A 12,849-nucleotide genomic window follows, 5' to 3' on the forward strand; every position below is an offset into this window, starting at 1 on the left:
CAGTGGCGGCACGGTTACTCACCCTTATCTGATGGCTCGCTGGTCTGGCTGGGAGGGGTTGTGCCCGGTCTGTCGGTGTTGAACGCTTCCCACATCAGGCCCGGCTGCCGGGCCTTGCCGTCTGTGCGGGGGGAGGCGGCCGGAGCGGCGGGGGGGTGGGGAGTCGTACGGACGACCGGTTTGGGGACGGGCGACTGGCGTCGTCGCTGGGGCAGTCCGTTGGCGGTCTGTCGAACCTCGACGGAATCCGCGGCGGCGTCGCGCGTCATCGTCGGCCTCGGCCGGTTGGGCGCGCCCCGGTGCTTCAGGGCGGGCTGTGGGATTCTCAGGGCAGGCTTTCGAACTGTGGTGATCAGGTTCCGCGGGACGAGTACGACGGCCCGGACGCCTCCGTACGCGGAGGTGCGCAGGTCGATGGCGAGGCCGTGCTCCTTGGCCAGCCGGCTGACCACGGGCAGGCCGAGCTGCGTCGTCTCGCCCAGGTCGGCCAGATCCAGGTTGCCGGACGTCGCGTGGGCCATGATGCGGTCGACGCGGTGCCGGACCTCTTCGGTGAGCCCGACGCCACGGTCCTCGATCTCGATCGCGACGCCGGAGGGCACCTCGCTCGCGCTCACCTGGACCGGGGCGTTCGGCGGGGAGAAGGTCGTGGCGTTGTCGAGCAGTTCGGCGAGAACGTGGATCAGAGGTTCGGCCCCTGGACCGACCACGGCCACCTCGGTGATCGACTGCAGCTTCACCCGTGGAAAGTCCACGATGCGTGACATGGCCCCGCGCACCACGTCGTAGAGCGCGATGGGCTTCGACCACTGGCGCCCGGGCCGGGAGTCGCCCAGGACCGCGATGCTGGCCGCGAGGCGGCCGATCAGGGCGTTGCGGTGGTCGACGTTCTGCAGGCCACGGGAGCCCACGACATCCGTGCCGTGCAGGAGCTGCATCTCGTGCAGGTCCTTGGCGAGTTGGTGCACGATCGCCTGGACCCGGCGGGCGATGGCCACCAGTGCGCGCTGTGAGGAGTCCCGTGTCCGCTCCTCGGCTTCCACGGCTTCCAGGAGCGTCCGCAGGGCTGCCCTGAGCGCGTCGGCGAACTCGCTGTCGAGATGATCCCCGAACGTGGCGGAGAGCATGATCTCCGACGCGGGCTCTCCCCTCTGCAGCCGGGCGACCGCCGCGGGCAGGAGCTCTTCGGCGAGCCAGACGGTGGTGGTCTGCTGGTCGGCCAGACGCTGGAACAACGCGGCCTCGCGCTGCGTGTAGTACTGATGCACGCCGGCCGTCGCCCGGGTGTGGCGGGCGGCTTCCGCCGCGCGCGCCCTGCGGGCCGCCTCGGCGGAAGCGATCGCCGCCAGGACGACCGCGACGAGACCGGACAGCGCGATCGTCGGACGTATCTGTGCGGGGACGGCCATCAGCGCTATACCGCAGGCCCCGGCCAGAACACCAGGAGGGATGAGCCACGCCGGAGCCACTGCACGTGGCAGGGCTCCAGGGGATGAATCTGCACGAACCATCAAGGAGTCCCTAAACATTATGCAATCTGTGGACTGGGGATGATGCGGTGCGCCGACAGGACTGGTCGGGACTTCGCTAGGCCGAGCGCAAGTGTTCTGACGGGTGCCCCCGATGGGTCCGAGACGGCATCGGTGGTCACACCTCCCTGGCAGCCGGGCTCCGCCCGCGCGCAACACAGCGTGGTTACTCGCTGTGAGAGCAGCGCAACACGAGTGGGGAGCATAGTCAGTTCGACATGGCCAGGTGCCTGTGCCGGAACGATAACCGCCACTTGACCGATCCAGGTTGATATTCGATCGATCGAAGTCGATATCGGCGCTGTGGATAGAGGGAATCGACCGCATGCGGCAGTCGCCGGGCATGGCGGCCGACATCGTCCGGCCGAGCGCTCAGCCGCCGGCCGTCACCCGCGGTTCGCTGGTTCACGCCGTCCGTACGATCGTGAAGACGGCGCCCTCCGGGTCCGCCACCGTCGCCCGCCGGCCCCCCGCGACATCGTGCGGTGCGTGCAGCACCCGGCCGCCCAGGTCCACCACCTGCCGCGCGGACGCGTCCGGGTCGGTCACCTCGAACCAGGTCATCCAGTGGGCGCCGCGGTCGCGCGGAAGGGCGTTGCCGACCCCGCGCAGCGCCGCTACCGGCCGCCCCTCCACGAGCAGGGTCACGAAGTCCATGTCGGCCGAGACGAGCGGGTCCAGCTCATAGCCGAAGACCGTCCGGTAGAACTTGGCGACCGAGTCGGTCTCCTGTGTCAGCAGTTCGTTCCAGACGGGGGTACCGTGTGTGCCCGCCACCGCCGTCCCCAGGTGGTCCGCGGCCTGCCAGACCCCGAAGACGGCGCCCGACGGGTCGGAGCAGATCACCATCCGGCCCGCGTCGCCGGCGTCGAGCGGGCCGACGGCGACCGTGCCGCCGCTGCAGTGGATCGATTCGGCGGTGTCGTCGGCGTCGTCGGACGCCAGGTACGTGGTCCAGGCGATCGGCAGATCACGGTCGGCCGGGAGCTGGCCGATACCGGCGACCTCCTTGCCGTCGAGCAGTCCCCGCACATACGGTCCGAGCTGCTGCGGACCCGGCTGGAAGTCCCAGCCGAACAGCTCCCCGTAGAACTCCTGCGTCGCGTCAAGGCCGTGCACCATCAAGCTCACCCAACAGGGTGTGCCGGGCTTGCGCCGAGTCGCCTCGGTCATCGTCACTCTCTCCTCGGACCATCGTCGTGGCCGTGCGGGGCGGACCGGGCGCACGTGTGCCGGCCAAGCGGCTTCACGCCCCGTCAGATGCTCGCACCGCAGGCCGGGCGGTGCGCCCCGGCCGCGCCGTGGATTGGCGCGATCCCGCAGGAGGATGCCCGAAATTTCATGCCGCATCCCCCGCTGCCGTCCCGGCGCGGTATGTGTCTGCGCGAGGATGGCATGTATGAAGCCCAACTCAAGCACCGACTCGAACCCTCTGGTCCCGGCGCACGACCTGGCGGCGGAACTCGGCTCCGCTCCCCGGCCGGTTCTGCTGGACGTCCGCTGGGAGCTCGGCGGCCCGCCCGGGCGTCCCGCGTACGAGGCGGGGCACATCCCGGGAGCCGTGTACGTGGACCTCGACACCGAGCTGGCCGGTGCGCCGGGCACGGCCGGCCGCCATCCACTGCCGGACCTCGCGGTGTTCGGCGCGGCGATGCGCGCGGCGGGTGTCTCCGCCGGGTCGCGGGTGGTCGTGTACGACGGAGGCCAGGGCTGGGCGGCGGCGCGGGCCTGGTGGCTGCTGCGCTGGGCAGGCCACCCCGACGTGCGGGTCCTGGACGGCGGACTCGCGGCGTGGCGGGGTGAGCTGTCGACGGCGGTGCCGCAGCCGGTGCCGGGCGACTTCGTACCGCAGCCGGGCGGGCTGCCGCTGCTGGACGCGGACGGGGCGGCGGCCGTGGCGCGGTCGGGGCTGCTGCTGGACGCGCGGGCGGGGGAGCGGTACCGGGGCGAGGTGGAGCCGATCGACCCGGTGGCCGGGCACATCCCGGGCGCGGCCTCGGCCCCGACGACCGAGAACGTCACCGGGGACGGCCGCTTCCTCGCCCCGGAGGCGCTGGCGGCACGCTTCAAGGAACTGGGTGCCCTGGACGCTCCCCAGGTGGGCGTCTACTGCGGCTCCGGCGTATCCGGCGCCCATGAGGTCCTGGCCCTGGAGGTGGCCGGCATCAGGGCCGCACTGTACGCGGGCTCCTGGTCCGAGTGGTCCCGGGACCCCGCCCGCCCGGTCGCCACCGGTCCCGAACGGGGCTGACGCGGGGCCACGGCTCCACGGGCGGTCCCCGGGCGGGGCTGTGACAGGGCCGCGGCGCCCGTGCGGGGCGCCGCTACTCCTGTTTCTTGCGGCGGGTTCCGAAGACGATCTCGTCCCAGCTGGGGACGGCCGCGCGGCGGCCGGGGCGGACGCCGTCGGCCTCCGCCTGGCGGTCCGTCGTGCCGGTCAGCCGGTCGCGGTGCCCGGTCACGGAGCGCGGCATCAGGACGTCCGCGTACGCCGATCCGGCCCCGGCCGACGCGGCGGGCGCCGGCGGGTCCTCCGCCTCCGCCTCCGTGTCGGGCTCGGTGCCGGCCGCGTCCGAGCCGGCGGGGCGGTCGGGGACGACCATGTCGCCGCGGAAGCTGGGCACCGCCTCCAGGAGACTGGTCAGCGAGTCCCGCTCGGACTCCTCCTCCGGCTCGGGGCTCGGCGCGGGTGCCGCGGGCCGGTCCAGCGGCCGGTCGCGCGGCAGCCGAGCGATACGCGGTACGAACGGGAAGCTCGGCTCCTGGACGGCCACGGCGTCGTCGGTCTCGCCGATCAGCGCACGCGCCTCGTCGTCGACGGCCTGGACGAGCCGCCGGGGCGGGTCGTACGTCCAGATCGCCGTGTGCACCTCACCGGCGACCCGGTAGACGAGCAGCACCTCCCATGTGCCGTCGTCCCGGCGCCAGGAGTCCCACGCGGTGGTGTCCTTCTCGGCGCCGCGCAGCAGCAGCCGCTCCCGCACCGCCTCGCCGAGCTGGGGACCGGCGTTCTCACCGGGCCTGCGGACAGGGGTCTTACGGGCCCGCTCGGCCATGAAGGCGCGCTCCGCGAGCACCGGGCCCTCGAAGCGGCGGACACGTTCGACGGGGATGCCCGCGAGCTGGGCGACCTCCTCGGCGGAGGCGCCGGCACGTATACGCGCCTGGATGTCACGGGGGCGGAGGTGGCTCTCGACCTCGATCTCGATCTGGCCGAGGCGGGGGCGGTCGTTGCGGACCGCGGCGCGCAGCCGTTCGTCGATCGGAAGCGTGTACTCCGTGTTGTCCGCACCCTTCAGCACCAGTCGTGTGCCGTCGTTGGAGACGGCCACGACACGCAGTTCGGGCATGGGGACCTCCCGGGTGGTGCCTGCCGACGTCACGTGCGTCGCTGCTTCCGCTAGTCGAGTGTGGCCTGCCCGGGTGCAGCCTGCCACAACATTGCCGAGTTGCCCGGCGTGTCGGGCATGGGCCCTGGAACGCCGTTATGGCACGGTTACCTATTCTGTGACTCAGTGTGACTGGTCGGTCACACCCTGTCGCAGGCCTCCGTGCGGTATACGCGACGCCGCCGGATCGAGTGCCATTGTCGGCCCCTCCCGTTGATCCTGGGCATCCGTAAGGGACCGATGCCCAGGGTTCGCCACAGTACTCCATTCGGGCCATGTCAGTGGACCGGCGCGCCGCCGAAGTTGTCGTGCCGCCCGGGAGCTGACCCTCCGACATCGGGCCCCGGTTGCGGCCTCCTTGGTGGAAATCGGCTGAAATGGAACTAACCGCGCCTCCTATGGGCGCCGCCGGACGAGCCGTCAGTCACCGAGCACCCGCCGCAGATAGCCGTTGCCGAACAGCCGGTCCGGATCCAGCCGGTCACGCACCGCCGTGAACTCCCCGAACCTCGGGTAGACCTCCGCCAGATACGCCGCGTCCCGCGTGTGCACCTTGCCCCAGTGCGGCCGCCCCGCGTGCGCCGTCAGGATCCGCTCCGCCGCCGTGAAGTACGACCGGTACGGCGTCCCCCGGTACATGTGCACCGCGATGTACGCGGTGTCCCGGCCCGACGCCGTCGAAAGCGTGATGTCGTCCGCGGGCGCCGTCCGTACCTCGACCGGGAAGCCGACCCGCAGCGACGAGCGGTCCACCATCGCCTTCAGCTCGCGCAGCGCCGCCACCGCCGCCTCGCGCGGTACGGCGTACTCCATTTCCATGAATCGCACCCGGCGCGGACTGGTGAAGACCTTGTACGGGATGTCCGTGTAGGTACGCGCCGACAGGGCCCGGCTGGACACCTTCGCGATCGCCGGGACCGCCGCCGGCAGCGCACGGCCGAACGAGTTCGCCACCTGGAACACCCCGTTGGAGAGGAACTCGTCCTCGAACCAGCCGCTGAGCCGGCCCGGCGGGTCCGCCGGGCCCTGACTGCGGTTGTTGCGCTTGGTGTTGCAGTTGCCGGTGTGCGGGAACCAGTAGAACTCGAAGTGCTCGTTCTCCGCGTGCAGCGCCTCGAACTCGGACGTGACCCGGTCGAAGCTCATCGGCTCCTCGCGCGCGGTGAGCAGGAACATCGGCTCCACCGCGAACGTGATCGCGGAGACGACGCCCAGCGCGCCCAGGCCGATCCGGGCGGCCGCGAAGATCTCCGGGTGCTCCTTCTCGGAGCACGTCAGCACCCGCCCGTCCGCGGTGACCAGCTCCAGCTCCTTGATCTGTGCCGCGATCGACGCCGAGTCCCGGCCCGTCCCGTGCGTCCCGGTGCCGGCCGCGCCCGCGACGGTCTGCTCCATGATGTCGCCCATGTTCGTGAGCGTCAGGCCCTCCCCGGCCAGTGCCGCGTTCAGGCGCCTCAACGGCGTACCCGACTCCACGGTCACGGTCATCGCCGAACGGTCGATCCGCCGGATCCCGGTGAGCAGATCCGGCCGGATCAGCAGCCCGTCCGTGGCGGCTATCGACGTGAACGAGTGACCCGTACCGACGGTCTTGACCCGCAGCCCGTCGTCGACGGCGCCCCTGATCACCCCGGCGAGTTCCGCCACGGACGCCGGACGTGCCTCCCGAGTCGGCCGCACGGTCACATTGCCCGCCCAGTTACGCCATGTTCCGCTCGGGCAGCTCCGCCCGATCCGGCCGCTCCAACCGCTCAGAGTGCTCAGGGTCCTGCTGCTCACGCTGCCCCTCCCGCGTCGGCACCGGCCTGACCAGCCGGCGGTACCCCGGGAACGCCACCGCCGCCGCCAGCACCCCCGCAACACCGGGCACCGCGTACCCCGCGGCCGCTCCGTGCACGGCGACCACCCAGCCGGCGATCGACGAGCCGAGCGCCACACCGACCGCGAGCCCGGTCCCTGTCCAGGTCATGCCCTCGGTGAGCTTGCCGCGCGGTACGTGCGCCTCCACAAGGGCCATGGTGGTCACCATCGTCGGCGCGATGGCGAGGCCCGCGACGAAGAGCGCGACGGCCAGCAACGGAAGGTTCCCGGCCAGTTGGAGGGGGATCATACTCACGGCCATCGCACAGACACCCACGACCCAGCGACGGGCCGGGTCGCCCTTCGGCCGCAGCAGCCCGAACACGGCGCCCGCCAGGCACGAACCCAGCGCGTACACCGCCAGCACCAGGCTGGACGCGGTCTTGTGGCCGCGCTCCTCGGCGAACGCCACCGTCACCACGTCGACCGCGCCGAAAATGGCGCCCGTCGCGACGAACGTGACGACGAGCACCTGAAGGCCCGGGGAGCGCAGGGCGCTGGACCGGCCACCGGCGTGCCCGGCGACCGGGTGCGGCGCCGGCTCCGTGTCCCGCTGTGCGGTCAGCCACCACACCCCGATCAGCAGGAAGCCACCCGCCAGGAGCGGGCCCGCCGCGGGGAACCAGACCGTCGACAGGCCGATGGAGACGGGCGGCCCCACGATGAAGCAGATCTCGTCGACGATGGACTCCAGCGAGTACGCCGTGTGCAGCTCCCGCGACCTGCCCCGGTAGATCTCCGCCCACCGCGCGCGCGTCATCGCGCCGGGGCTCGGCACACAGCCCGCGGCGGCCGTGCACAGGAACAGCGTCCAGTCCGGCAGCCCCCGCTCGGCACAGAGCAGCAGACCGCCGGCGGCCGTGACCGACACCAGCGTGGCCGGACGCAGCACCCGGCGCTGGCCGTACCGGTCGACGAGCCGGGAGACCTGCGGGCCCAGCACCGCGGCCGACAGCGCGAGCGTCCCGGTGAGCGCGCCCGCGAGCCCGTACCGGCCGGTGAGCTCGGTGATCATCGTCAGAATGCCGACGCCCATCATCGCCAGCGGCATACGGCCGACGAATCCGGCTGCGGAGAACCCCAGGGTGCCGGGAACGGCGAAGATCGCGCGGTAGGGACTGGGCAAGGGGTACTCCGGAGCGGGGGTGAAGCGCAGGGGGTGAGGCTGCGAGGGTGAAGCGCAGGGGTGAGGCTGCGGGGGGTGAAGCTGCGGGTGAGGCGTAAGGCGTATGAACCGCCTTGACAGATTACGGCCGAACGGGTGGCCGCGCACGGCGGTTTTCCGGCTGTCAGCGGCGGGTGGCAGGATCGTTCCCATGTCCGATCAGCGTGTGTCCGACCCTCGTGACCCAGCCCCGTACGACGCCCTGCTGCTGCTCTCCTTCGGCGGTCCGGAGGGCCCCGACGACGTGGTCCCGTTCCTGGAGAACGTGACGCGGGGCAGGGGCATCCCCAAGGAGCGTCTGAAGGAGGTCGGGCAGCACTACTTCCTGTTCGGCGGTGTCAGCCCGATCAACGACCAGTGCCGCGCGCTCCTCGCCGCGCTGCGCGAGGACTTCGCGGGCGCCGGCCTCGACCTCCCCGTCCACTGGGGCAACCGGAACTGGGCGCCGTATCTGACGGACACGCTGCGGGAGATGGTCCTCGACGGGCGGCGCCACATCGCCGTCCTCGCCACGAGCGCGTACGCCTCCTACTCCGGCTGCCGGCAATACCGCGAGAACCTCGCGGACGCGCTGGCCACCCTGGAAGCGGAGGGCCTGCCGCTGCCGAGGGTCGACAAGCTGCGGCACTACTTCAACCACCCCGGCTTCGTGGAGCCCATGATCGAGGGGGTCCTGAAGTCGCTGTCCGAGCTGGACGAGTCGGTCCGCGCGGACGCCCACCTCGCCTTCACCACGCACTCCATCCCCGTGTCCGCCGCCGACACGTCGGGCCCGGTCGAGGGCCATGGCGAGGGCGGCGCGTACGTCAGGCAGCACCTGGACGTCGCCCGGCTCATCGCCGAGGCCGTACGGGAGCGCACCGGCGTCGACCACCCCTGGCGGCTCGTGTACCAGTCCCGCAGCGGCGCCCCGCACATCCCGTGGCTGGAGCCGGACATCTGCGACCACCTGGAGGAGCTCCACAAGGAGGGCGCGCCGGCCGTCGTCATGGTGCCCATCGGGTTCGTCTCGGACCATATGGAGGTCCTGTACGACCTCGACACGGAGGCCACCGCGAAGGCCGCCGAGCTGGGCCTGCCGGTACGCCGGTCCGCCACCGTGGGCTCCGACCCGCGCTTCGCCGCCGCCGTCCGTGACCTGCTCCTGGAACGGGCGGCCACGGAGCGGGGCGCCGCCGTGGAGCGTTGCGCCCTGGGCGCGCTCGGGCCCTCCCACGACCTGTGCCCGGTCGGCTGCTGCCCCGCCCGCGCCGAGCGGCCCGCCGCCGCCGGTGCCGACAGCCCGTACGCCTGAGGAGGCCCCATGAGCGATCCGCTGCCGCACGAGCCGGAGGACGACCGGCTGCTGGACGAGCTCCTGGGCGTCGCCCTGGAGGCCGGGCGCCGCGCGGGCGCGCTGCTGCGCGACGGGCGGCCGGCCGACCTGGGCGTCGCCGCGACCAAGTCCAGCCCCATCGACGTGGTCACCGAGATGGACATCGCCGCAGAGAAGCTGATCACCGCCCTTCTCGCCGAGCACCGCCCGCACGACGGCCTGCTCGGCGAGGAGGGCGGCGCCGCGGAGGGGACCAGCGGCATCCGCTGGGTGGTCGACCCCCTGGACGGCACGGTCAACTACCTGTACGGCCTGCCGACCTGGGCGGTGTCCATCGCCGCCGAGCGGGACGGCGAGGCCCTGGTCGGCGTCGTCGAGATCCCGATGCGCGGCGAGACGTACCACGCCGTACGCGGCAGGGGCGCCCACCTCGGCGAGCGCCGCCTGCGCTGCCGACCGGCCCCGCCCCTGGACCAGGCACTGGTGTCGACCGGCTTCAACTACGTCACCGAGGTCCGCGTCCACCAGGCCGAGGTGGCCCGGCAGCTGATCCCCCGGCTCCGCGACATCCGCCGTGGCGGCTCGGCCGCGGTCGACCTGGCCGACGTCGCCGCCGGCCGCCTGGACGGCTACTACGAGCGCGGGCTGCGTCCCTGGGACCGCGCCGCGGGCGCGCTCATCGCGCGCGAGGCGGGCGCCCTCATCGGCGGCCGCCCCGGCTCGCCCCCGACCGACGACCTCACCGTCGCGGCCGGTCCGGGCGTCTTCGAACCGCTCCAGGCCCTCCTGGAGGACCTGGGCGCCTGGCACGACTGACCGCCCCCACCAGGGCCGCCCCGGCCGCCCTGCGCGGCCCTCCTGTGGCCCTGTGGCCGCTGCACGGGCCTACGTGAAGGGCCCCGGTGCCACCAGGACACCGGGGCGCCCGGCCCACGGGCAGGCGCGTACGCGCCCGAACGTCAGGCGTTCGCCGTGGAGACCTCCACGCCGTGCTCCTCGGCCAGTCGGCGGAGATCGTCGAGCTCCGCCTGCTCGACATCGGCCAGGAAGTCGTCCCCGGTCTCCCGGGCGTACGTGAGGTCACTCTCCGCGGCCCTTATGCGCTGCAGGAGTCCTGCGGTGAAAGCGTCCATGATGCGCCCCCTCGTCATGGGTCGGTGGCACGGGGGTGTGCCGAGGGTGTGGTCGGATCACGCACAGCGCCTCTGGTCTCTGGGGACAGAGCGGCCCGTGGCGTGCCTCATACACGGCGTGATCTCGGGTGTGCAGTCGTCCTCCCCCGGGGCAACCTCAGGGAAACCTCAAAAAACCGGGACTGTCGCGAATACGCCCGCCCGCCCCCGGTCCCCGGAACCGTCCGCCGACCGCCTTACAGCCGGTTTACGCGCGTAAGGGGCAGGATGGGCAGCGCACCGTCGATCCGTCTGTGTCGAAGATCTGCCCGGATCCGGGCTTGGAGGAAGGAACAGCGCCGTGCGCGTACTCGTCGTCGAGGACGAGCAGCTGCTCGCCGATGCGGTGGCCACCGGACTGCGCCGGGAGGCCATGGCCGTCGACGTCGTCTATGACGGGGCCGCCGCCCTGGAGCGCATCGGCGTCAACGACTACGACGTCGTCGTGCTGGACCGCGACCTGCCCGTCATCCACGGCGACGACGTCTGCCGCAAGGTCGTCGAGCTGGGCGTGCCCACTCGCGTCCTGATGCTCACCGCCTCGGGCGACGTCAGCGACCGGGTCGAGGGCCTGGAGCTGGGCGCCGACGACTACCTGCCCAAGCCGTTCGCCTTCAGCGAGCTGACCGCCCGCGTCCGGGCGCTGGGCCGGCGGACGACCGTACCGCTGCCGCCCGTCCTGGAGCGGGCCGGCATCAAGCTCGACCCCAACCGCCGCGAGGTGTTCCGCGACGGCAGAGAGATCCAGCTCGCGCCCAAGGAGTTCGCCGTCCTCGAAGTGCTCATGCGCAGCGAGGGCGCCGTCGTCTCCGCCGAGCAGCTCCTGGAGAAGGCATGGGACGAGCACACCGACCCGTTCACCAACGTCGTCCGGGTCACGGTGATGACCCTCCGCCGCAAGCTGGGCGAGCCCCCGGTCATCATCACCGTGCCCGGCTCCGGCTACCGGATCTGACCGTGCCAGGAACTCCCACGCCACGAGGGGCGCCACCGAAACCCACCTGGGACCCCCGGATCCCCGCCCGGCCCCTGCTGCGCCCGACCATCCGGATACGCCTCACCCTGCTGTACGGGGGCATGTTCCTGATCGCCGGCGTCCTGCTGCTGTCGATCATCTATCTGCTCACCCGGCAGGCGCTGTACATCAGCACCGACGACCTGCCGTTCAGGATCCTGCGCGGCGAGGTGCAGCCCACCCAGGACTGGTGCCGGCTGCCCGGACCTGTGACCACCGACGAGTTCAGCGAGGCGATGGCCAGCTGCCTCCAGCACCAGCGTGATCTGGCCCTGGACGACCTGCTGCGCCGCTCGCTCTTCGCGCTGCTGGGCCTCAGCATCATCGCGTTCGCCTTCGGCTACGCGATGGCGGGCCGGGTGCTGTCCCCGCTGGGCCGGATCACCCGCACCGCCCGGCAGGTGGCCGGCTCCGACCTGAGCCGCCGGATCAAGCTGGCCGGCCCGGACGACGAGCTGAAGGAGCTGGCGGACACCTTCGACGACATGCTGGAGCGGCTGGAGCGGGCCTTCACCGCCCAGCAGCGGTTCGTCGCCAACGCCTCGCACGAGCTGCGCACCCCGCTGGCGATCAACCGCACCCTCCTGGAGGTCCATCTCTCCGACACGGCGGCGCCCGTGGAGCTGCGGGAGCTGGGCAAGGCGCTGCTGGCCACCAACGAGCGCAGCGAGCAGCTCGTCGAGGGCCTGCTGCTGCTCGCCAGGAGCGAGAACCAGATCGTGGAGCGCAAGCCCGTCGACATCGCGGAGGTGGCGTCCCGCGCAGTCGACCAGGTACATGCCGAGGCCGAGGCCAAGGGTGTGGAGATCCGCGGTGAGCGGGCCCCCGCCGTCGTACAGGGCAGCGGTGTGCTCCTGGAGCGGATCGCGCTGAACCTGGTGCAGAACGCCGTGCGGTACAACGTTCCCGAGGACGGCTGGGTCGAGGTCACGACCGCGGTGGAGCACGATCAGGCGGTGCTGGTGGTGTCGAACACGGGGCCGATCGTCCCGGCGTACGAGATCGACAACATCTTCGAGCCGTTCCGGCGGCTCCGGGAGGAGCGCACCGGCAGCGACCGGGGCGTCGGGCTCGGGCTCTCGATCGCCCGGTCCATCGCGCGGGCCCACGGCGGACGGATCACGGCGGAGCCTCGTGAGGGCGGCGGGCTCGTGATGCGCGTCACTCTGCCCCGCTGATCACCGGCTCGGGGGACACGGTTGTTCGCTGTACGCGGAATTTCTCGTGGGTGTCGTAAGGGGCTCACTGTGTGATCGATCACAACGAGACACTTCCGCCCGCTTACGTTCCGTGATGAATTTCTGCCCCAAAAAAGCCTGAAATGTCTGGGTTTTTAGGTGGCAGACTTACGGGAAGTACACGGGGTGGTGCCTGTGAAGCGCACGAACCCGACCGTGTACGGTC

The 12,849-nt window shown here is 71.8% G+C and carries 11 protein-coding genes; 5 read left to right on the top strand and 6 right to left on the bottom strand.

Annotated features, from left to right (window positions below):
* Positions 1-14 precede the first annotated feature (14 nt).
* Both FVS66_RS08140 and FVS66_RS08145 read right to left on the bottom strand, forming a co-directional pair.
* On the bottom strand, positions 15-1,409 hold the full coding sequence (locus tag FVS66_RS08140; RefSeq protein WP_187645439.1) for an ATP-binding protein: 1,395 nt from the start codon (positions 1,407-1,409) through the stop codon (positions 15-17).
* A 525-nt stretch (positions 1,410-1,934) separates the two neighbouring features.
* Positions 1,935-2,702 carry a VOC family protein gene (locus FVS66_RS08145; RefSeq protein ID WP_149180334.1) on the bottom strand — a complete coding sequence of 256 codons (768 nt, stop codon included), beginning with the start codon at positions 2,700-2,702 and terminating at the stop codon, positions 1,935-1,937.
* Positions 2,703-2,928: 226 nt separating this feature from the next.
* Here FVS66_RS08145 and FVS66_RS08150 point away from each other — a divergent pair, with 226 nt between their 5' ends.
* Complete coding sequence (locus FVS66_RS08150) at positions 2,929-3,780, top strand: sulfurtransferase (protein ID WP_149180335.1); 852 nt, start codon at positions 2,929-2,931, stop codon at positions 3,778-3,780.
* Positions 3,781-3,853: 73 nt separating this feature from the next.
* Here the strand turns inward: FVS66_RS08150 and sepH are convergent, their stop codons facing one another.
* From sepH to FVS66_RS08165, 3 genes are all read right to left on the bottom strand, one after another.
* Entirely contained in the window at positions 3,854-4,912 is a 1,059-nt protein-coding gene (gene sepH, locus FVS66_RS08155; protein ID WP_149180336.1) for a septation protein SepH, read from the bottom strand.
* Positions 4,913-5,338: 426 nt separating this feature from the next.
* Entirely contained in the window at positions 5,339-6,652 is a 1,314-nt protein-coding gene (locus tag FVS66_RS08160; protein ID WP_149180371.1) for a D-arabinono-1,4-lactone oxidase, read from the bottom strand.
* On the bottom strand, positions 6,618-7,904 hold the full coding sequence (locus FVS66_RS08165) for an MFS transporter (protein ID WP_149180337.1): 1,287 nt from the start codon (positions 7,902-7,904) through the stop codon (positions 6,618-6,620). Before FVS66_RS08165 ends, FVS66_RS08160 begins: the two co-directional genes overlap by 35 nt.
* A gap of 205 nt (positions 7,905-8,109) precedes the next feature.
* Between FVS66_RS08165 and FVS66_RS08170 the strand changes: the two genes are divergently transcribed.
* Both FVS66_RS08170 and FVS66_RS08175 read left to right on the top strand, forming a co-directional pair.
* Positions 8,110-9,237, top strand: coding sequence for a ferrochelatase (locus FVS66_RS08170; protein WP_149180372.1), 1,128 nt, complete (start codon positions 8,110-8,112; stop codon positions 9,235-9,237).
* A 9-nt stretch (positions 9,238-9,246) separates the two neighbouring features.
* A complete protein-coding gene (locus FVS66_RS08175; protein ID WP_149180338.1) occupies positions 9,247-10,074 on the top strand; it encodes an inositol monophosphatase family protein in 828 nt (275 codons plus the stop codon).
* A gap of 143 nt (positions 10,075-10,217) precedes the next feature.
* Here FVS66_RS08175 and FVS66_RS34865 read toward each other — a convergent pair whose 3' ends face one another.
* Complete coding sequence (locus FVS66_RS34865) at positions 10,218-10,391, bottom strand: hypothetical protein (protein WP_187645441.1); 174 nt, start codon at positions 10,389-10,391, stop codon at positions 10,218-10,220.
* 340 nt (positions 10,392-10,731) lie between these two features.
* On the opposite strand from FVS66_RS34865, the gene FVS66_RS08180 reads away from it, so the two are divergent.
* Both FVS66_RS08180 and FVS66_RS08185 read left to right on the top strand, forming a co-directional pair.
* Entirely contained in the window at positions 10,732-11,385 is a 654-nt protein-coding gene (locus FVS66_RS08180; RefSeq protein ID WP_149180339.1) for a response regulator transcription factor, read from the top strand.
* A 2-nt stretch (positions 11,386-11,387) separates the two neighbouring features.
* A complete protein-coding gene (locus FVS66_RS08185; protein WP_149180340.1) occupies positions 11,388-12,623 on the top strand; it encodes a HAMP domain-containing sensor histidine kinase in 1,236 nt (411 codons plus the stop codon).
* The last annotated feature ends 226 nt before the right edge of the window (positions 12,624-12,849 follow it).

Source organism: Streptomyces sp. TRM49041, from assembly GCF_008271805.1.
In the GTDB taxonomy this organism is placed as follows: Bacteria; Actinomycetota; Actinomycetes; order Streptomycetales; family Streptomycetaceae; genus Streptomyces.